Below are 20242 nucleotides of genomic sequence, written 5' to 3'. Positions count from 1 at the left end.
GCGGCACCGGCCGGGGGCCGGCCACGGCGCCCCGGCCGCCCGCCGCCGGCAGGCCGGCGGCGGGTCACAGCGGTGTGACGTACGCCCCGGTGATGCCCCCGTCCACCACGAACTGCGCGGCGGTCATGAACGACGAGTCGTCGCTGGCCAGGAAGGCCACTGCGGCGGCGATCTCCTCCGGCTGGCCGAACCGCCCCATCGGCACGTGCACCAGCCGGCGGGCGGCCCGCTCCGGATCGGCGGCGAAGAGCTCCAGCAGCAGCGGGGTGGCCACCGGGCCGGGGCAGAGCGCGTTGACCCGGATGCCGTCGCGGGCGAACTGCACGCCCAGCTCCCGGGTCATCGCCAGCACCCCACCCTTGCTGGCCGTGTACGCGATCTGCGAGGTGGCCGCCCCCATCAGCGCCACGAACGACGCGGTGTTGATGATCGACCCCTTGCCCTGCCGGCGCATGTGCGGGATGACGTGCTTGCAGCAGAGGTAGACGCTGGTGGTGTTGACCCGCAGCACCCGCTCCCAGGCGTCCAGGCCGGTCTCCAGGATCGAGTCGTCCTCCGGCGGGGAGATCCCGGCGTTGTTGAACGCCACGTCCACCCGCCCGTGCCGGGACGCCACCCCGTCGAAGAGGTCCCGCACCGCCGCGTCGTCGGCCACGTCACAGGCGACGAACTCGCCGCCCACCTCCTGCGCGGCCGCCCCGCCCGCCGTCGCGTCGATGTCCACGCAGACCACCCGGGCGCCCTCGGCGGCGAAGCGCCGCGCCGTGGCCAACCCGATGCCGCTGCCCGCCCCGGTGACCACCGCGACCCGATCCTCCAGCCGACCCTGCACCTTGTCACTCCTCCGTGGCGATGAAGACGTTCTTGACGTCGGTGAAGGCGTGCAGCGCGTCCGGGCCCAACTCGCGGCCCAGCCCGGAGCGCTTCATCCCACCGAACGGGGTCCAGTACCGCACCGAGGAGTGCGAGTTGACGCTGAGGTTGCCGGCGTCGACCGCGCGGGCCATCCGCAGCGCCCGGCCCACGTCCCGGGTCCAGATCGAGCCGGAGAGGCCGTACTCGGTGTCGTTGGCCAGCCGGATCGCGTCGGCCTCGTCGTCGAACGGGAGCACCGACACCACCGGCCCGAAGATCTCCTCCCGCCAGTGCCGGTCGGCCGGCGAGTCGGCCAGCAGCACCGTCGGGGCGTACCAGAAGCCGGGGCCCGCCGGGCAGGTGCCGGTGAAGGCCACGGTCGCGGCGTCGACGTACCCGCCGACCCGGTCCCGCTGGCCGGCGGAGATCAGCGGGCCCATCTCGGCCGTCTCCAGCGCCGGGTCCTCGACCCGCAGCCCCTTGACCGCCGGTTCCAGCAGCTCCAAAAATCGGTCGTACGCCGGGCGCTGGACCAGGATCCGCGACCGCGCGCAGCAGTCCTGGCCGGCGTTGTCGAAGACCGCGTACGGCGCGGTGGCCGCCGCCTGCTCCAGGTCGGCGTCGGCGAAGACCACGTTCGCGCTCTTGCCGCCCAGCTCCAGGGTGACCCGCTTCACCTGGGCGGCGCAGCCGGCCATGATCCGGGTACCGACCGCGACGGAGCCGGTGAAGCAGACCTTGCGTACGTCCGGGTGGGTGACGAAGCGCTCCCCCACCACGTCGCCCCGGCCGGGCAGCACGGTGAACACGTCGGCGGGCAGCCCGGCCTCGCGGCCCAGCTCCGCCAGGCGCAGCGCGGTCAGCGGGGTCAGCTCGGCCGGCTTGAGCAGCACCGTGTTGCCGGCGGCCAGCGCCGGGGCGAACCCCCACGCGGCGATCGGCATGGGAAAGTTCCACGGCACGATCACCCCGACCACGCCCAGCGGCTCGTGGAACGTGACGTCCAGGCCGCCGGCGACGGGGATCTGCCGCCCGGTCAGCCGCTCCGGCGCGCCCGCGTAGTAGTCGAGCACGTCGCGGACGTTGCCCGCCTCCCAGCGGGCGTTGCCGATGGTGTGCCCGGCGTTGCGCACCTCCAGCGCGGCCAGCTCCTCGGAGTGCGCGTCGACCAGGGCGGCGAAGCGCCGCAGCAGCCGCGCCCGGTCCCCCGGCGCCACCCGCCGCCACCCCTCGAACGCCCGAACGGCCCGCCCCACGGCGGCGTCGACCTCTTCCAGCGAGGTGGCGGCAACCTCCGCCACCACCACGCCCCGAGCCGGATCCAGAACCTCCATCACCCCACCCTCCCAGGCACGGATCAGAGGCGTTCGAAGCCTCGGGTCAGTTCCCAGTCCGTGACCGCGGCGTCGAAGGACTTCAGCTCCACCCGCGCCATGTTGGCGTAGTGGGCGTGGACCTCGTCGCCGAAGACGGCGCGGGCGATCGTGGAGGACTGCCACAGGTCCAGCGCGTCACGCAGGGTCGCCGGGACGCGCTCCGCGCTCGGGTCGTCGTACGCGTTGCCGGTGCACTCCGGGCCCAGCTCCAGCTCGCGCTCGATGCCGTGCACGGCGCCGGCCACCAGCGCGGCGATCGCCAGGTACGGGTTGACGTCCGCGCCGGGCACCCGGTTCTCCACCCGCATCCCCTCGCCGTGGCCGGCCAGCCGCAGCGCGCAGGTGCGGTTGTCGGTGCCCCAGCGCAGGGCGGTCGGGGCGAACGAGTCCGGCTGGTAGCGCTTGTAGGAGTTGATGTTGGGGGCGAAGAAGAGGCTGAACTCGCGCATGGTGTCCAGCAGCCCGGCCAGCACCCGCTGCCCGGTGACGCTCAGGTGCGCCGGGCCGTCGCCGAGCATCGCCGAGCGCCCGTCGGCGTCGCGCAGCGAGAAGTGGATGTGGCAGGAGTTGCCCTCGCGGGCGTTCGGCTTGGCCATGAACGTGATGGACATGCCCTCCTGCGCGGCGATCTCCTTCGCCCCGTTCTTGTAGATCACGTGGTGGTCGGCGCAGGCCACCGCCTCGTCGTACCGGAAGGCGATCTCGTGCTGGCCGAGGTTGCACTCGCCCTTGGCGCTCTCCGGGGTCAGGCCCGCGCCGGCCATCTCGTTGCGGATGCGGCGCAGCAGCGGCTCCACCCGGGCGGTGCCGAGCAGCGAGTAGTCCACGTTGTACTGGTTGGCCGGGGTCAGCTCGCGGTAGCCGCGCCGCCAGGCCTCCTCGTACGAGTCGCGGTAGAGCACGAACTCCAGCTCGGTGCCGGCGTACGCGGTCAGGCCGTGCGCGGCGAGCCGGTCGAGCTGGCGGCGCAGGATCTGCCGGGGCGAGGCGACCACCGGGCCGCCGCCGCCCGGCCAGGCCAGGTCGGAGAGGAGCATCGCCGTCCCCGGCTGCCAGGGCACCCGGCGCAGCGTGTCCAGGTCGGGCACCATGGCGATGTCGCCGTAGCCCCGATCCCAGCTCGACATCTCGTACCCGTCGACGGTGTTCATGTCGACGTCCACGGCCAGCAGGTAGTCGCACCCCTCGCTGCCGTTGTCGACCACCTGGTCGAGGAAGAACGGCGCGTGCAGCCGTTTGCCCTGCAAGCGGCCCTGCATGTCGACCATGGCCAGGACGACGGTGTCGAGCTTGCCGGCGGCGACGGCGGCCCGTAACTCTTCCAGGGAGAGGGGAGCTCTGCTCATCGCTTGAATATAGGGAGGGACGCCGGTGGGCGCACCACGTGGCGGCGGGGCGCTTGACATCGCCGCCGGCGTCCAGCCCAGGCCCAGCGCCGCATCGACCCGGCCGACAGCCCCCGGGACGACATACGCCCACCTGAGGTACATGTACTTCCCGGGAGGTCATCGTGCGGACCGTGGCGGGGCTTGCGTCGAGGTGGCCGACAACATGCCCGGCGTCGTTCTGGTGCGCGCCACCAAGGACCGCGACGGCGGCACCCTCCACTTCGCACCCGGCACCTGGCAGCCCTTCCTCGGCCTGGCGAAGAGGCTCGGCCCCGCGGGCTGAGTCGGCCCCCCCGTCACCGACCCCACGCCACCACGACCAGCCAAATTGCCTTGCCCGCAGCCTCCGCCCGGCCCATCCTTGAGCCTGTGACCAGGCCCGATCCGGACGGGCCCCGCCGGGCGCTCGGCAACGCCCGGCACGCGGCGGCGTGGGGCGTTCACCTCTCTCTCACTGCGGCGCTCCGCCCCACGCCGCCCCGGCACGCGCCGACGCTCACGCGACGAGCGCCGACGCTCAGGCCACCACCAGGCCCACCACCCACAGCCCGGCGATCACCAGCCCGGCGAGGAACTCCACCACCATCGACAGGCCGGCGGCCTTGAGCGCGTGCACCGTCGACGGCCAGGCGAGCTGGTGGCTGCCCAGCCGCAGCCGCTCGGCGCCCCACACCCCGCCGACGAAGCCGAGCACCAGCCCCACCACCGGGATCACGAAGAACCCGACCAGCCCCAGCGCACCCCCGGCCAGCAGGGACGACGTCGGCACCCCGGCGTTCTTCAGGTTCCGCCCCGGCCAGAGGTACTTGACCACGGCCCCGCCGGCGGCGACCACGGTCGCGGCGGCCAGCACCGCCCAGCGGCCCGCCCCGGCGTCGCCGAAGACCGCCCAGACCAGCACCCCGCCCCAGCACAGCGGCAGCGCGGGCAGGCCCGGCACCACCACGCCGGCCAGCCCGGCCACGATGGCCAGGGCGGCCACCACGGCGACCACCGCCTGCGAGTCCGTGATGCTCATTGCGTACGCTCCGCCCCTTCGCCCGCGCCGGCCGGCGAGGAGCCGGCGGCCTCCCCACCGTCGACGCCGCCGCACAGCCGCGCGGTGATCGTCGCGGCCGGCGCGGGAGCGCCGAACCAGCGCCCCTGCCCCGTGTCGCAGTGCAGCGCGTGCAGCCGCTCGGCCTGCACCCGCGTCTCCACCGCCTCGGCGGTGACCCGCAGCCCCAGCGCGTGCGCCAGCCGCACCAACGCGTCGACGATCCGCTCGTCGCGCTGGTCGCCGAGGCCGCCGGCCGCGTCGGCCCGGATGCCCTCCACGAACGGCCCCGCCAGCTTCAGACAGTGGATCGGCAACCGCCGCAGGTACGCCAGGTTGGAGTAGCCGGTGCCGAAGTCGTCGATCGCCAGTCGTACGCCCAGCTCGGCGAGGCGGTGCAGCGCGCGCAGCGGCTCCCCCGCCGTGCCCATCACGGCGCTCTCGGTCAGCTCGAGCTGGAGCAGGCCGGCGGGCAGCCGGGTGTGGCTCAGCGCGTCGGCCACGGTCTCGACGATGTCCGGGTGGTCGACCTGCCGGGCGGCCAGGTTGACGCTGACGACCAGCTTCGCCGCCGGGAACTGCCGGTGCCACGCCTCGGCGTCGTGGCACGCCCGCCGCAGCACCCACTCGCCGAGCGCGACGATCAGGCCGGTCTCCTCGGCCAGCCCGATGAAGTGGTCCGGCCCGACCAGCCCGCGCTCCGGGTGCTGCCAGCGCACCAGCGCCTCGACCGCCACCATGCTGGCGTCGTGCAGCGACACGATCGGCTGGTAGTGGACCACGAACTCGCCCCGTTCCAGCGCGGCGGGCAGGCTGGCGGCGAGCGCGGAGCGGGCGATGTCCTGGGCGCTGCGCTCGGGGTCGTAGACCGCCCACCGGCCGCGCCCCTCCGCCTTCGCCCAGTACAGGGTGCTGTCGGCGGCCTTCATCAGCTCCGACGCGCTGGTCTCGGCGGCCGGGCACTCCACGATGCCGACGCTGGCGGAGACCGTGAGCTGCTGGTCGCCGACGTGGACGGGGGCGGCGACCGCCGCGAGGGCCAGCTCCGCGACGCCCACCGCGTCGTCGATGCCGTCGCCGCCGTCGACGAGGATGACGAACTCGTCGCCGCCCATCCGGGCGACCAGGTGGCCGTGCGCGGCCACGCAGTCGGCGAGTCGACGGGCGATCACCGTCAGCAGCCGGTCGCCGAGGTCGTGGCCGAGGCTGTCGTTGATCGCCTTGAACCTGTCCAGGTCGAGGAAGCAGACCCCGAGCCGGTGCTCCGGGCCGGCGTCGGCCAGCAACTGGCCGAGGGTCTCGAAGAACAGCGTACGGTTCGGCAGGCCGGTGAGCGGGTCGTGCAGCGCCTGGAAGCGCAGTCGCTGCTGCAGTTCGTACCGTTCGGTGATGTCCTCGACCATGGCGACGGTGAAGCGGGGCCGGCCGTCGTCGTGGCGGATCAGCGAGACGGCCAGGTCCGTCCGGACCACGCTGCCGTCCTTGCGGTGGTAGCGCTTCTCCACCCGGGCCGACTCGTGCTTGCCCTCGATCAGCTCCCGGTAGAGCTCCCACATCCCGTCGGCGTCGTCGGGGTGGGCGAGCGACGCGACGTTGACCCGGCGCAGCTCCTCGACCGGGTACCCGAGCATGTCGGCGAAGGACTGGTTGACGTCCAGGATCTGCCCGTCGAGGTCGGCGATGCCGATGCCGATGGCCGCGCCCTTGAACACCGCCCGGAACCGTGCCTCGCTGTCGCGCAGGGCCTGCTCGACGGCGTTGCGGGCCTTCCAGGCGCTGCGGGCGATGCGCTCCTGCTGGGTGAAGGTGTGGTCGCGCAGCGCCCGCGCGAAGCCGGCGGCGAGGGCGCCCTGGAGGGCGGCGACCCGTTCGGCGGTACGGGGTCGGCCCGCCGAGCCCGGCACCACCTCGGTCGTGAAGCGCTGCCCGAGCGCGGTGACCGACCAGCCGAGGAACCTGGGCTCGATCAGGTGCGACTCGACCAGCGCCCGGCCCACCTCCTCGGCGGGTTGGGCGGTGAACGCCTCGGCCAGCAGCGCCTGGGCCAGCCGCACGGTGTGCACGAGGAGCAGGCGTTCGCTCTCGGCGACGGTCAGTGGCACGAACCCGAGCCGGCGTGCCGCGCGGGCCCACTCGGCCGCGTACGCCTCGGCGCCGGCCCGGCTGAGCTGCTCGTCGCCGGCTTCCGGCACGGCTGTCACGCCGGGCCTAGCCGGCGGGCCGTTCGTCGCGGGCGACGCCGCGCGCCACCGGCCAACCGCCCCGCACGCGTCGACGGACGCTGCGTGTCGGCCCCGGTCGGTGGTCCGTCCGGCATCTGTCTCACCCGCCCCGTCGTCGCCGTCCCGCCGTCGCCACACCGGCCGCCGGGGGGCGCGTGGAAGCACCCCGACGACGGCCGACACGACCCGGGGGTCTGTGGTGTGCACCACTCTAGGCCGGATGTCGCACGCTTAGCGAGGTCCAACCGGGCGCGGGGGCCCGACCGACGCCGGGACCGCCCGACCGCCGCACTTCAAAGACAGCTCAGGCGGCCGACTCCAGCATCAGGGAGATGCCCTGCCCCACCCCGACGCACATGGTGGCGAGCGCCCGCCGGGCGTCGCGGTGGCGCAGCTCCAGCGCGGCGGTCAGCGCCAGCCGGGCCCCGCTGGCGCCCAGCGGGTGCCCCAGGGCGATCGCCCCGCCGTTGGGGTTGACGTGCTCGGCGTCCTCGGGCAGACCCAGCTCGCGCAGCACCGCCACCGACTGCGCGGCGAACGCCTCGTTCAGCTCGATCACGTCGACCGCGTCGAGGCCCACGCCGAGCCGGTCGAGCAGCTTGCGGGTGGCGGGCACCGGGCCGATCCCCATGATCCGGGGCGGCACCCCCGCGGCGGCGGCGCCGGTGATCCGGGCCAGCGGGGTGAGGCCGTACCGGGCCACCGCCGCCTCGCCGGCCACCAGCAGCGCGGCCGCGCCGTCGTTGACGCCGGAGGAGTTCCCCGCCGTCACCGTGCCGCCGGCCCGGAACGGGGTGGGCAGCGCGGCCAGCTTCTCCGGCGACGTCTCCCGGGGGTGCTCGTCGACCTCGACGAGCGTCGTCCCGCGCCGCCCCGCCGGCACGGTCACCGGGACGATCTCCTCGGCGAAGCGCCCCTGCGCCTGCGCCTTCGCGGCCCGCTGCTGCGACCGGTACGCGAAGGCGTCCTGCGCGCGGCGGTCGACGCCGTACTCGGCGGCCACGTTCTCGGCCGTGTCGGGCATCGAGTCGATCCCCCAGCCCTGCTCCATCAGGGGGTTGACCAGCCGCCAACCGAGCGTGGTGTCGTACACCTGCGGGGTCCGGGCGAACGCGGCGTCGGCCTTCGGCATCACGTACGGCGCGCGGCTCATGCTCTCCACGCCGCCGGCCACCACCAGCTCGGCCTCGCCGGCGACGACCTGCCGGGCGGCGGTGGCCAGGGCGTCCAGGCCGGAGCCGCAGAGCCGGTTGACGGTGCTGCCGGGCACCTCGCCGGGCAGGCCGGCCAGCAGGGCGGCCATCCGGGCCACGTTGCGGTTGTCCTCGCCGGCCTGGTTGGCGCAGCCGAGCACCACGTCGTCGACGCGGGCCCAGTCCACCGACGGGTGGCGGGCGACCAGCTCGCGGATCACGTGCGCGGCGAGGTCGTCGGGGCGCACCCCGGCGAGGGCGCCGGCGTACCGGCCGATCGGGGTGCGGACACCGGCCACGAGATATGCCACGGTCATCGGCGTAGTCCTTCGGGGGTGGGGAAGGGCGACTTGCGCACCGCCGCCCGGGTCACGGCGACGCCGAGCCAGGATATCCGCCCTGGGCCGCCGCGCGCCCGCAGTGACCAAGCGCACGGTCTCGGCGCTTTCGGCCGGGGAATCCCCACCGGCGCCGGGAGCGCTGTAAGGCGGGTCACCGCCGACGCTCCTTTCCGGCGCGACGGAGGCCGCGTATCGTTGGTCGACGATGACCAATGTCTGGCACCTCACCGTGCGCCTGTACGTCGATCTTCGACGGCAGGCCAGCGGCGTCTGTCCGGCGCGGCCCGTTTTCTAGCCGCCCGCCCGACCGCCCACACCGACTCTTGGACATCCCATGGCTTCCGCCCTGCGCAAGATCCCCTTTTCCGTGCAGATCCTGCTCGGCCTCGTCCTCGGCGTGGCGCTGGGCTTCCTCGCCCGCGCCAACGACCTGAGCTGGCTGGCCAGCACCCTCGACACCGTCGGCGGCCTCTTCGTCCAGCTGCTCAAGCTGGCCGTGCCGCCGCTGGTCTTCACCGCCATCGTGGTCAGCGTGGTCAGCCTGCGCGGCGTGGCCAACGCCGCCCGGCTGGCGCTGAAGACCCTGCTCTGGTTCGGCGCCACCGCGCTGATCGCGGTGGGCGTCGGCATCGGCCTGGGCCTGCTCACCGACCCCGGCCGGGGCGTCACCCTGGACGTCGGCGCGGCCGCCCCGCCGAAGACCACCGGCTCCTGGACCGACTTCCTCGGCGGCATCGTCCCCACCAACCCCGTCGGCGCGTTCGTCGAGGGCAACGTGCTCCAGATCGTCTTCCTGGCCATGGTCGTGGGGGCCGCCGCGCTGCTGGTCGGCGAGGCCGCCGAGCCGTTCGTCAGGCTCAACCGGTCGCTGCTGGCCATCGTGCAGAAGGCGCTGTGGTGGGTGATCCGGCTCGCCCCGATCGGGACGCTCGGCCTGATCGGCCACGCCGTCGCCGCGTACGGCTGGGACCTGCTGGCCCCGCTGGCGAAGTTCACCACCGCCGTCTACGTCGGCTGCGCGATCGTGCTCCTCGTCGTCTACCCGCTGCTGCTGCTCGGCGCGGGCCGGCTCAACCCGGTGCGCTTCTTCGCCGGCGCGTGGCCGGCGATCCAGCTGGGCTTCGTCTCCCGCTCCTCGATCGGCACCATGCCGGTGACCCAGCGCGCCGTCGAGCGCCTCGGCGTCCCCCGCGAGTACGCCTCCTTCGCGGTGCCGTTCGGCGCCACCACGAAGATGGACGGCTGCGCGGCGGTCTACCCGGCCCTCGCGGCGATCTTCGTGGCGCAGGTCTTCGGGGTGGACCTCGGCGTCGGCGACTACCTGCTGATCGCGTTCGTCTCGGTGGTCGGCTCGGCCGCCACCGCCGGCCTGACCGGCGCGATCGTGATGCTCACGCTGACCCTGAGCACGCTGGGCCTGCCGCTGGCCGGCGCCGGCCTGCTGCTGGCGATCGACCCGATCGTGGACATGATCCGCACCGCCACCAACGTGGCCGGGCAGGCCGTCGTCCCGACCATCGTCGCCGCCCGCGAGGGCACCCTCGACCGCGCCGCGTACGCCTCGGCCGGCAGTCGGGACCTGACCGAGCCCGACCCCGTCGACGACCCCGTCGGCCGCCCCACCCGCACCGACCAGCCGAGCCCCCTTCCCGCCTGACGCGTACGCCGAGGAGGGTCCCGCCGCGGGCCCTCCTCGGTGGTCGGCTGCACGCCCACCGTGGCACCCGAGAGGATCACGACATGAGCACCCTGTTCACCCCCTTGGCGCTGCGCGCCGTCACCCTGCCCAACCGGGTCGCCATGGCCCCGATGTGTCAGTACAGCGCCGGCCCGGACGGGCTGCCGACCGACTGGCACCGGGTGCACCTCGGCGCCCGCGCCGTCGGCGGGGCCGGCCTGGTGATGACCGAGGCGACCGCCGTGCTCCCCGAGGGGCGGATCAGCCCGCAGGACACCGGGCTCTGGTCCGGGGCGCACGTCGACGCGTGGCGGCCGATCACGGCCTTCGTCGCCGCCCAGGGCGCGGTGCCGGTGGTCCAGCTCGCGCACGCCGGCTTCAAGGCGTCGACGTACCGGCCGTGGGCCCCGAGCCAGGGCGGGGTGCCCGACGCCGAGGGCGGCTGGACCCCGGTCGGCCCCGGCGCGGAGCCGTTCGTCCCCGAGTACCGGGTGCCGACCGCGCTCGACGAGGCCGGCATCGCGGGCGTGGTCGAGGCGTTCGCCGCCGCCGCCGTCCGGGCGGTGGACGCCGGCTTCGCCGCCGTGGAGATCCACGCCGCGCACGGGTACCTGCTGCACGAGTTCCTCTCCCCGCTGACCAACCACCGCGCCGACGCCTGGGGCGGGGACCGGGCCGGCCGGATGCGGCTGCCCCTGGCGGTGGCCCGCGCGGTCCGCGCGGCGGTCGGCGACGACGTGCCGGTGCTCACCCGCATCTCCGCCACCGACTGGACCGAGGGCGGCTGGACCATCGAGGACAGCGTGGCGCTCGCCGGGGAGCTGGCGGCGGCCGGCGTCGACCTGGTGGACGCCTCCTCCGGCGGTGCCGCCCCCCGGGCCGCCATCCCGGTCGGCCCCGGGTACCAGGTGCCGCTGGCCGCCCGGATCCGCCGCGAGGCCGGGGTGCCCACCGGCGCGGTCGGCCTGATCGTCGAGCCGGAGCACGCCGAGCAGATCGTCGCCGACGGCGAGGCCGACCTGGTCCTGCTGGGCCGGGAGCTGCTGCGCGACCCGTACTGGCCCCTGCGGGCGGCGGCCAAGCTGGGCGCCACCCCCGCCTGGCCGTCCCAGTACGCCCGGAGCTGACCCCCGCGACCGGCTGGCCCCCACGCGGGGGTCAGCCGGCCAGGTGTCCCCAGTGCTCCTCCAGGTCGCGCCACGGCCCGCGGGCCGCCACCGTCCCGCCGATCAGCACCACCACCTGGTCGGCCCGGACCAGCGCGGCCCGCTTCGACGTCGAGCCGACCACCGTCGCCCCGTGTTCCCGCAGCGCCGCCCAGAGCGCCAGCTCCGTGGTGACGTCCAGCGCCGAGGAGACGTCGTCGGCGACCAGGAGTTCGGTACGCGGTGCCAGCGCCCGCGCCAGCGCCAGCCGTTGCAGCTGCCCGCCGGAGAGCCGGGTCCCCTTGTGCCCGATGAGCAGCCCGAGACCGCCCCCGGCGGCGGCCAGGTCGTGTTCGAGCTGGGCGGTCGACACGGCGGCGGCGGCGTCCACGTCGTGGTCGAGCGCGACGTTGTCGGCGACCGTGCCGGAGAGCACCCGGGGCAGCTGCCCGACGTAGCCGACCTGCCCCGGGCGCAGGAAGAGCTCCGGCTCGGTGACCGGGTCGCCGTTCCAGCGCAGCGCCCCGGTGTGGTGCACGATCCCCGCCAGGGCGCGCAGCAGCGAGGACTTGCCGGAGCCGACCGGCCCCACCACGAGCACGAGCTGACCGCGTTCGACGGTCAGGTCCACGTCGCGTACCGCGTGGGTGCCGTCGCTGTGCAGCGCGCCGAAGCCGACGAGTTCCAGCCGGCGCAGCGGTCGCCGGGGCGGTGGCTGCGGCGCGGGCGCGGTCCCGGCGGCCAGGTCGACCCCGTCCACCGGCGCCGAGTACGCCCCCACCCCCGCCATCGACACCGTGCGGCGCGTCCAGACCCGCGCCGAGGGCAACTGGGAGACCAGCGACGCCGTGGTCCAGGCGAACCAGCGGGCCGCGCCGAGCGTGGCGACCGCGACCAGGGTGGCCCCGGCGGAGAGCCCGCCGGTCAGGTAGAGCGCCCAGGCGCCGATCGGCAGCAGGCCGCTGATCAGGGCGGGCGTCGACCGGGACCAGACCTGCACGGCGACCTCCCGGCGCTGTCGCTCGCTGCGGGTGGCGTCGAGGCCGGCGAGGTGGCCCAGCACCGACCGGGTGGCCCCGGCCAGCTTCACGGTGCGGGCCGCCGAGAGCGACGACACCAGGGCGGTGGCGAACGCCGCCCGCGCCGCGACGGTGTCCCGCGCCGACCGTTCCAGGCGCGGCCCGAAGAGCGTCGCCACCAGCCCGGAGACGACCATCGTCCCGACGAAGAACGCCGCCGGCACGAGGCTGCCGGACACCATCGTCATGGTGACCACCATGAGCAGGGAGATGCCCTGGTCGAAGAGGTTGTCGGCGAGGATCACCACCCGTTCGGTGTCGCCGCCCTGGGCGACCACCTCGGCGGGGGTGTGCCGACTGACCCGGCGCGGGCCGGTCTGCCCGTGCACCAGCCGCAGGCTGATCCGCAGCATCTGCCGGGTCCACCAGTTGGGGAAGAGGACGCTGGTCAGGTAGGGCACCGGCATGGTCACCACCAGGGCGGCCGAGATGCCGACCGCCGGCCACCAGGGCGCGCCGGAGGCGTCGACCAGATCCGCCCAGAGCCAGGGCAGCACCGCGCCGTCGAAGGCGAGCACCCCGCCGAACGCGTAGAGCGCGATCCCGAACAGGCCGTACCGGAGGTCGTTCGTGGTCAGGCGGAAGATCTCCCGCAGCGTCCGGGCGGGCGGCGTCGGCGGCAGCGAGGGCGGCGCGACCGCCGACGACCGCGCGGACGGCGGCGGCGCGGGCGGGATCGCCGGGGCGGGCGGAATCGGCGACGCGACCGGGATCGCCGCGCCGGGCCGCGCGGCCGGATCGGTCAGCACGCCGCCGCCGGTGCGCCCGCCCGCCCCGGCCTCGGCGTACGCGAAGGCGTTGCTGACCGCCAGCAGCTCGGCGAAGCGTTCCGAGGTGTCCAGCGGCCCGGCCTCGGCCACCGCGCCGTCGGCCAGCACCACCACCTCGTCGCAGCGGCGCACCGAGGAGAGCCGGTGGGCGATGACGATGCCGATCCGGTCGGTGAGCAGCCGGTCGGTGGCGCGCTGCACCAGCGTCTCGGTGACCGGGTCCAGCCGGGCGGTGGCCTCGTCGAGGATCACCACGTGCGGGTCACGGACCAGGATCCGGGCGAACGCGACGAGCTGCTCCTGCCCGGCCGAGAGCACGTGCCCGCCCTCGCCGAGCCGGGTGTGCAGGCCGTCGGGCAGCTCGGCGATCCAGCCGTCCAGCCCCAGCTCGCGCAGCGCCCGCGCGGCCCCGTCGAGCAGGTCGGGGTCGAAGAGGGCGACGTTCTCGGCGAGGGTGCCGGCCAGGATCTCGGTGCGCTGCGGCACCACGGCGATCCACCGGCGCAGCCGCTCGACGTCCAGGTCGAGCAGGTCCAGCCCGCCGAGGAAGACGGTGCCGCGCGGCACCTGCACCGCCCGGGTGAGCACCTTGGCGAGGGTGGACTTGCCGGAGCCGGTCCGCCCCACCAGGGCGTACGACCGGCCCCGGGTGAAGGTGAGCGACACGTCGCGCAGGGCCGCCGCGCGGTCGCCGTCCGCCCCGCCCGCCGGGTACCGGTAGGTGAGGTCCCGCACCACCAGGTCGCCGTCGACGGGCTCCCGGCCGCCGGTCGGCTCCTGGCGGGTGTCCTGCAGGAGCTGCACCCGCCCCCAGGCCCCGAGCGCGTACTGCAACTCCGGCACCAGCCGGCTGATGTGCTCGACGGTCGCGCCGAAGGCCAGCACGAGCAGCCACACGGAGGTGAGCCGGGCCGCGTCGACCCGGCCGGCGGCCAGCGCCCAGGCCCCGCCGAGCACCACCCCGACCACGCCGACCCGGACGACGCCCGCGCCGATCGTGGTGACCTGCGCGGACATCCGCCAGACCCGCTTGCCCCGGGCCAGCACCTCGGCGGCCCGCCGGGCGAACAGCCGCAGCACGTACGGCCGGGCCAGGCTGGTGCGGACGTCGTCCTGACCGTGGACGGCCTCCTCCATCACGGCGGCGAGGTCGGTCCAGGCCTCCTCCTCGGCCATCCGGGCCGGCGCGATGCGCTGGGTCGGCCGGCGCAGCACGACCGCCAGCAGCGCGGTCAACGCGATCATGCTGACCCCGGCCGGCCACCAGACCAGCAGGGCGACGAGCGTGGAGAGCAGGCCCGTGGCGGCCATCTGCGCGATCTGTACGCCGTGCCCGCGCACCTCGGAGGCCACCTGGTAGACGTCCCCGTCGATGCGGTCCAGCAGCTCGCCGACGGGGGTGCCCTCGAGGGTGGGCAGGTCCTGCCCGAGCGCCACCCGGCAGAGCCGACGCCGGACGTCGGCGGCCCAGTCGGCGCTCACCCGGGCCATCAGCAGGCCGACGGCGAGGTTGGTGAGGACGGCGGCGCAGAGCGCGACCGCGAGGACGACGAAGAGGACCCGTGAGCGGTGCACCAGCACCGGGCCGGCGAGCGCGGACGCCGCCGCCTGGCCGGCGGCACCGAGGAAGATCAGCACCGCCACGATTGTCATCCGGCGTGCCGAGGTGGCCCACAGGTCACGGAACAGGCGCATGTCGGACTCTCCGGACTCGACGGGGTGTGGCGGTGGTTCCACCCTGCGCGATCCGGCCGGGCCGTTCAACGCAATTACCCCCGCCGCACTCCCCCGTGCCCCGCCGCCGCCCGGCCCCCGCCCCGCCGCAGCGTGGGGCTAGAACAGCACGGTGGCGAGGGTGCCGACGGAGCGGAAGCCGCAGCGCTCGTAGACGCGCCGGGCGGGCACGTTGAAGTCGTTGACGTAGAGGCTGACCGTCGGGGCGACCCGCAGCAGCGCGTCGCGGGTCACCGCCGCCATCGCCGACGTGGCGATGCCCCGGCCGCGCCACTGCGGGGCCACCCAGACCCCCTGGACCTGCGCGGTGCGCCGGGTCACCACCGCCAGCTCGGCCTTGAACACCACCTGGCCGTCGACGACCTTGGCGTACGCCCGCCCGGCCCGGACCAGGTCGGTGACCCGGCGGCGGTAGCCGCGCCCGCCGTCGTCGGCCAGCGGGGAGACGCCGACCTCCTCGGTGTACATGGCCACGGCGGCCGGGAAGAGCCGATCCACCTCGTTGCCGCGCACCAGGCGCACCTGCGGGTCGATCGGCACCGGCGGCAGCGCGTCGGCGACCAGCAGCGGCTGGTTCGGCCGCACGTCGCGGGCCGGCCCCCACCGCCCGCAGAGCCGCTCCCAGAGCCCGAGCACCGCGTCGGCCCGCCCGACGATCGACGAGCAGAGCCGCTCCTCGGCGGCCAGCAGCTCGGCGTACGCGGCGACGGCCGTGTCGGAGGCGAGCACCGGGGTTAGGTTGCCGCCCAGCCAGCAGATCGATTCGAGGCTGCGCCGCGCCCCGTAGCCCAGGATCCGGCCCTCGGCCCGCCACCAGGCCAGCCCGCGCGCGGCGATCCGCTCGGCGACCTGCGCGCCCGCGAACGGGTCGAGGTCGAGCAGCCGCTCGACCGCGCGCCGCTCCGATTCCCCCAGTTGACGTACCGGCACGGTCAGCACGCCTATCAGCCTGCCAGACGCCCACCCCGCCCCGCCGCCCGCTCACCGAACCCCGCCCGCCCGCCAGTCGATCATGAGGTTGTCGGCGTTCCTGCGGCGGACCGGGAGAACCCTGATGGGTTTCCGCCACGGAATGCACCGCGAGGCGCGGATGCGGGCCTTCGGCTTTTCCCCCCCGGGGCACCTTTTCCGCCCATGCCACCCGGGCACCGGGGGCGCGGGCGGGGACGCCGGCCCAACGTCCGGGCCGCCGTGCTGGTGCTGCTCACGGAGCGACCGATGCACGGGTACGAGATGATCCAGGAGATCGACTCCCGCACCGGCGGGGCCTGGCGGCCCAGCCCGGGGTCGATCTACCCGACGCTGCAACTGCTGGAGGACGAGGGCGTCGTCGGCGCGTCGGCCCAGGAGGGCGCCGGCGGCCGGAAGCGGTTCACCGTCACCGACGAGGGCCGCGCCGAGGCCGACGCGGCGGCCCAGGCCCCGCCGTGGGGTGAGTTCGCCGAGGACACGGTCAACAGCTGGCACGACATCCGCGACGCCGGCAACCAGGCGATGCAGGCCCTGCGCCAGGTGCTGACGACCGGCACGGACGACCAGCGGGAACGGGCCGCCCAGGTGCTCGTCGAGACCCGCCGCAAGCTCTACGCCATCCTCGCCGAACCCGAGTGATCCGCCGGTCCTCGTCGACGGGTGCATTTCTTGTCGCCAGGGCGGCAAGAAATGCACCCGCAGCGGGCGCGGCTCGGAAAACGAAGAAGGGGCCGTTCCGCGTGGAACGGCCCCTTCTTTCGCGCGCCGGTGCGCGCGAGGGTCAGTGCACCGTGACCGTGGCGCCCGTGCCGGGCAGGAGGTCGCGCAGGTCGTCAGGGAGCTCGGCGCCCATCTCGTCGGCGATCCGCAGCGCCTCGGCGATCAGGGTCTCCACGATCTGCCCCTCGGGGACGGTCTTGACGACCTTGCCCTTGACGAAGATCTGCCCCTTGCCGTTGCCGGAGGCCACCCCGAGGTCGGCCTCGCGGGCCTCCCCCGGGCCGTTGACGACGCAGCCCATGACCGCCACCCGCAGCGGCACCGGCAGCCCCTCCAAACCGGCGCTGACCTCCTCGGCCAGCTTGTAGACGTCCACCTGGGCCCGGCCGCAGGACGGGCACGAGACGATCTCCAGGCCCCGCTCACGCAGCCCCAGCGACTCCAGGATCTGGTTGCCGACCTTGATCTCCTCCACCGGCGGGGCCGACAGCGACACCCGGATCGTGTCGCCGATCCCCTCGGCCAGCAACGCGCCGAACGCGACCGCCGACTTGATGGTGCCCTGGAACGCCGGCCCGGCCTCGGTCACGCCGAGGTGCAGCGGGTAGTCGCAACGCTCGGCGAGCTGCCGGTACGCCCGGATCATCACCACCGGGTCGTTGTGCTTCACCGAGATCTTGATGTCCCGAAAACCGTGCTCCTCGAACAAGGAACACTCCCACAGCGCCGACTCGACCAGTGCCTCGGCGGTGGCCTTGCCGTACTTCGCCAGCAGGCGCTTGTCCAACGAGCCCGCGTTGACACCGATCCGGATCGGCGTACCGGCGGCCGAGGCCGCCGCCGCGATCTCCTTGACCTTGTCGTCGAACTGCCGGATGTTGCCCGGGTTCACCCGCACGGCGGCGCAACCGGCGTCGATCGCCGCGAAGACGTACTTCGGCTGGAAGTGGATGTCGGCGATGACCGGGATCTGCGACTTACGGGCAATCGCCGGCAGCGCCTCCACATCGTCCTGCGACGGCACCGCCACCCGCACGATCTGGCAGCCGGACGCGGTCAGCTCGGCGATCTGCTGGAGGGTGGCGTTGACATCGGAGGTCAGGGTGGTGGTCATCGACTGCACCGACACCGGCGCACCCCCACCCACCGGCACCGAACCGACCATGATCTGACGGCTGAGCCGACGCGGGGCAAGCGCGGGGGGCGGTACGGGGGGCATACCGAGACTGACTGCGGTCACTTCAGGCACTCACCTTGAGAAGAGCGTAATGGGATTGACGACGTCCGCGGTGATGGTCAGCAGCGTGAACGCGCCACCGATCAGGATCACCGCGTACGTGAGGGGCATGAGTTTGAGATAGTCGACGTGCCCCGGGTCGGGTTTGCCGAACCGGGCGAAGAGCCAGGACCGGGCCCGCTCGAACCAGGCGATGGCGATGTGCCCGCCGTCGAGCGGAAGCAGCGGCAGCAGGTTGAACACGCCGATGAAGAAGTTCAGCGAGACGAAGAGCATGAAGAAGATCAGCCAGGCGTTGTTCTCCACCGCCTCGCCGCCGAGCCGGCTCGCGCCGACCACGCTGATCGGGGTGTCCATGTCCCGCTCCTCGCCGGTGATCGCCGCCCAGAGGGCGGGGACCTTCTGCGGGATGCGCTTCATCGCCTCGTAGGTGCCGACGGCCATGTCGCCGGTGAAGCGGGCGGTGCCGCCGAGCGCGGAGACCGGACCGTACTCGACCCGGGTGGGGGTGCTGAACTGCAGGCCGATGCCGAGCGCGGAGACCGGGCCGAGCTGGCCCTTCGGGTCGTTCAGCGGGGGGCGCTGGGTCTGGGCGAGCACGGTGCTGGTGGTGCCGGGCTGGCCGTCGCGGACGTACGAGATGTCGGCCTTGTCGCCCGGCTTGGTGGCCCGCAGCGCGGTCAGCAGGTCGCCGTAGTTGTTGATCGGGGTGCCGTTGAGGCCGGTGATCCGGTCGCCGTTGCGCAGGTTGGCGGCGGCGGCGGGGCTGGCCGGGTCGGCGGGGGCGCACTCCCGGGCGACGTTCTCCGGCACCACGCACTTGGCCAGGGCGATCACCGCGGGCTCCTGGCGGGCCTCGGTGTCGGTGGTCGGGAAGTCGGGGTTGGGCAGGCCGGCGGAGATCGCGATGATCCAGGTCGCGACCAGGGCGAGCGCGAAGTGGGTGAGCGAGCCGGCGGACATCACGATCGTCCGCTTCCAGACCGGGTAGCGCCACATCGCCCGGTGCTCGTCGGCCGGTTCGACGTCGTCGTCCTGCGGCGTCATGCCGACGATCTTGCAGAAGCCGCCGAGCGGGACGCCCTTGATGCCGTACTCGGTCTCGCCCCGCTTGAACGACCAGAGGGTGGGGCCGAAACCGACGAAGTACTTCGTGACCTTCATCCCGAACGCCTTGGCGGTGAGCATGTGCCCCGCCTCGTGCAGGCTGACCGAGACGAGGATGGCCAGGGCGAAGAGCACCACCCCGAGCAGGTACGCCATCAAGCTCCTTCCACCGACGCCACGATGATCTCCTGCGCGTGCGCGCGTGCCCACGACTCGGCGGCGAGCACGTCCTCGACGGTACCTGGTTCGGTGAAATCGGGAGCGTCCTCCAACACCCGTTGCAGGGTGTCCACGATCCCGAGGAACGGCAGCCGCCCGGCGATGAACGCCTCGACGCACTCCTCGTTGGCCGCGTTGTAGATCGCCGGACGGCAGCGCCCGGCCTCGCCGGCGGCCTTCGCCAGCGCCACGGCGGGGAACGCCGCGTCGTCCAGCGGGGCGAACTCCCAGGTGTGGGCCTTCGTCCAGTCCACGGCGGCGGCGGCGGCGGGCACCCGGTCGGGCCAGCCGAGCGCCACCGCGATCGGCAGCCGCATGTCCGGCGGGCTGGCCTGGGCGATCGTGGAGCCGTCGACGAACTCGACCATCGAGTGGATCACCGATGTCGGGTGCACGGTCACGGTGATGTCGGCGTAGGGCACGTCGAAGAGCTCGTGCGCCTCGATCACCTCGAGCGCCTTGTTGACCATGGTGGCCGAATTGATCGTGATGACCTTGCCCATGTTCCAGGTGGGGTGGGCCAGGGCCTGCTCGGGCGTGACCTGCGTCAGCTCGTCGCGCCGCTTGCCCCGGAACGGGCCGCCGCTGGCGGTGACGATCAGCCGGCGCACCTCGCCGCGCGTCCCGGAGCGCAGGCACTGCGCCAGCGCCGTGTGCTCGGAGTCGACCGGCACGAGCTGCCCCGGCCGCGCCACCGCCGCCTTCACCAGCGGGCCGCCGGCGACGAGGGACTCCTTGTTGGCCAGGGCGAGGGTACGGCCGGCGCGCAGCGCGGCCAGGGTCGGCGCGAGCCCGAGCGAGCCGACCACCCCGTTGAGCACCACGTCGCAGGGCCACTGGGCCAGCTCGGTCATCGCGTCCGGGCCGGCCACGATCTTGGGCAGCTTGAAATCGCCGGTGGCCCAGCCGCGCCGGCTCGCCTCGGCGTAGAAGGCGAGTTGGAGGTCCTGGGCGGCGGACGCCTTCGCCACCCCGACCGCCTCGACGCCGAGCTCGAGGGCCTGGGCGGCGAGCAGCGCGACGTTGCCGCCACCGGCACCGAGCGCCACCACCCGGAACCGGTCCGGGTTGCGCCGCACGATGTCGATGGCCTGTGTGCCGATGGAACCGGTGGACCCGAGCAATACGAGATCGCGGGGAGTTGTCACCCGGCCATTCTTCCCCAGCCCC

At 74.2% G+C, this 20242-nt stretch carries 14 protein-coding genes and 1 pseudogene; 4 read left to right on the top strand and 11 right to left on the bottom strand.

Translation table 11 applies throughout. The features are described 5' to 3' along the window. Positions 1-64: 64 nt before the first annotated feature. From ACLQ2V_RS10165 to ACLQ2V_RS10155, 3 genes are read right to left on the bottom strand one after another with little or no spacing between them, the layout of a single operon-like run. The gene (locus tag ACLQ2V_RS10165) at positions 65-832 is read right to left on the bottom strand and encodes a 3-oxoacyl-ACP reductase (RefSeq protein ID WP_425718136.1); all 768 of its coding nucleotides are present in this window, start codon (positions 830-832) and stop codon (positions 65-67) included. A gap of 4 nt (positions 833-836) precedes the next feature. Then, positions 837-2192, bottom strand: coding sequence for an aldehyde dehydrogenase family protein (locus tag ACLQ2V_RS10160; protein ID WP_425718135.1), 1356 nt, complete (start codon positions 2190-2192; stop codon positions 837-839). Positions 2193-2212: 20 nt separating this feature from the next. Then, positions 2213-3577, bottom strand: a complete 1365-nt coding sequence (locus ACLQ2V_RS10155) for a glutamine synthetase family protein (RefSeq protein ID WP_425718134.1) — start codon at positions 3575-3577, stop codon at positions 2213-2215. 142 nt (positions 3578-3719) lie between these two features. Between ACLQ2V_RS10155 and ACLQ2V_RS10150 the strand changes: the two genes are divergently transcribed. After that, entirely contained in the window at positions 3720-3902 is a 183-nt protein-coding gene (locus ACLQ2V_RS10150; protein ID WP_425718133.1) for a DUF397 domain-containing protein, read from the top strand. A gap of 234 nt (positions 3903-4136) precedes the next feature. Here the strand turns inward: ACLQ2V_RS10150 and ACLQ2V_RS10145 are convergent, their stop codons facing one another. From ACLQ2V_RS10145 to pcaF, 3 genes are all read right to left on the bottom strand, one after another. Further along, positions 4137-4637 carry a DUF456 domain-containing protein gene (locus ACLQ2V_RS10145; protein ID WP_425718132.1) on the bottom strand — a complete coding sequence of 167 codons (501 nt, stop codon included), beginning with the start codon at positions 4635-4637 and terminating at the stop codon, positions 4137-4139. Further along, positions 4634-6847, bottom strand: coding sequence for a putative bifunctional diguanylate cyclase/phosphodiesterase (locus ACLQ2V_RS10140; RefSeq protein WP_425718332.1), 2214 nt, complete (start codon positions 6845-6847; stop codon positions 4634-4636). The genes ACLQ2V_RS10145 and ACLQ2V_RS10140 overlap by 4 nt, the downstream gene beginning before the upstream one ends. A 334-nt stretch (positions 6848-7181) precedes the next feature. Further along, positions 7182-8387 (bottom strand): 3-oxoadipyl-CoA thiolase, encoded by a 1206-nt coding sequence (gene pcaF / locus ACLQ2V_RS10135; protein WP_425718131.1) that lies wholly within the window; start codon positions 8385-8387, stop codon positions 7182-7184. A 370-nt stretch (positions 8388-8757) separates the two neighbouring features. Between pcaF and ACLQ2V_RS10130 the strand changes: the two genes are divergently transcribed. After that, positions 8758-10068 (top strand): dicarboxylate/amino acid:cation symporter, encoded by a 1311-nt coding sequence (locus tag ACLQ2V_RS10130; protein WP_425718331.1) that lies wholly within the window; start codon positions 8758-8760, stop codon positions 10066-10068. 83 nt (positions 10069-10151) lie between these two features. Continuing rightward, positions 10152-11216, top strand: a complete 1065-nt coding sequence (locus ACLQ2V_RS10125; protein WP_425718130.1) for an NADH:flavin oxidoreductase/NADH oxidase — start codon at positions 10152-10154, stop codon at positions 11214-11216. 31 nt (positions 11217-11247) lie between these two features. Here ACLQ2V_RS10125 and ACLQ2V_RS10120 read toward each other — a convergent pair whose 3' ends face one another. Both ACLQ2V_RS10120 and ACLQ2V_RS10115 read right to left on the bottom strand, forming a co-directional pair. Next, positions 11248-14778, bottom strand: a complete 3531-nt coding sequence (locus ACLQ2V_RS10120) for an ATP-binding cassette domain-containing protein (RefSeq protein ID WP_425718129.1) — start codon at positions 14776-14778, stop codon at positions 11248-11250. Between the two features lie 138 nt (positions 14779-14916). Then, positions 14917-15756, bottom strand: coding sequence for a GNAT family N-acetyltransferase (locus ACLQ2V_RS10115; protein WP_425718128.1), 840 nt, complete (start codon positions 15754-15756; stop codon positions 14917-14919). Positions 15757-15871: 115 nt separating this feature from the next. On the opposite strand from ACLQ2V_RS10115, the pseudogene ACLQ2V_RS10110 reads away from it, so the two are divergent. Next, positions 15872-16428 (top strand): annotated as a pseudogene (locus tag ACLQ2V_RS10110) (PadR family transcriptional regulator). Between the two features lie 142 nt (positions 16429-16570). On the opposite strand, the gene ispG reads toward ACLQ2V_RS10110, so the two are convergent. Genes ispG through dxr form a run of 3 tightly spaced genes read right to left on the bottom strand, consistent with a single transcriptional unit; the run spans position 16571 to position 20220 of the window. Continuing rightward, positions 16571-17749 (bottom strand): flavodoxin-dependent (E)-4-hydroxy-3-methylbut-2-enyl-diphosphate synthase, encoded by a 1179-nt coding sequence (ispG, locus tag ACLQ2V_RS10105; protein WP_425718127.1) that lies wholly within the window; start codon positions 17747-17749, stop codon positions 16571-16573. 9 nt (positions 17750-17758) lie between these two features. Then, positions 17759-19009: a M50 family metallopeptidase gene (locus tag ACLQ2V_RS10100; protein ID WP_425718126.1), complete on the bottom strand. Its 1251-nt coding sequence runs from the start codon at positions 19007-19009 to the stop codon at positions 17759-17761. Then, entirely contained in the window at positions 19009-20220 is a 1212-nt protein-coding gene (dxr, locus tag ACLQ2V_RS10095) for a 1-deoxy-D-xylulose-5-phosphate reductoisomerase (RefSeq protein WP_425718125.1), read from the bottom strand. The genes ACLQ2V_RS10100 and dxr overlap by 1 nt, the downstream gene beginning before the upstream one ends. Positions 20221-20242 lie beyond the last annotated feature (22 nt).

The organism is Micromonospora sp. DT233 (assembly GCF_049841815.1).
In the GTDB taxonomy this organism is placed as follows: domain Bacteria; phylum Actinomycetota; class Actinomycetes; order Mycobacteriales; family Micromonosporaceae; genus Micromonospora.
Note: the sequence above shows the minus strand (reverse complement) of the source record. Positions and strands in the feature narration are given on the sequence as shown.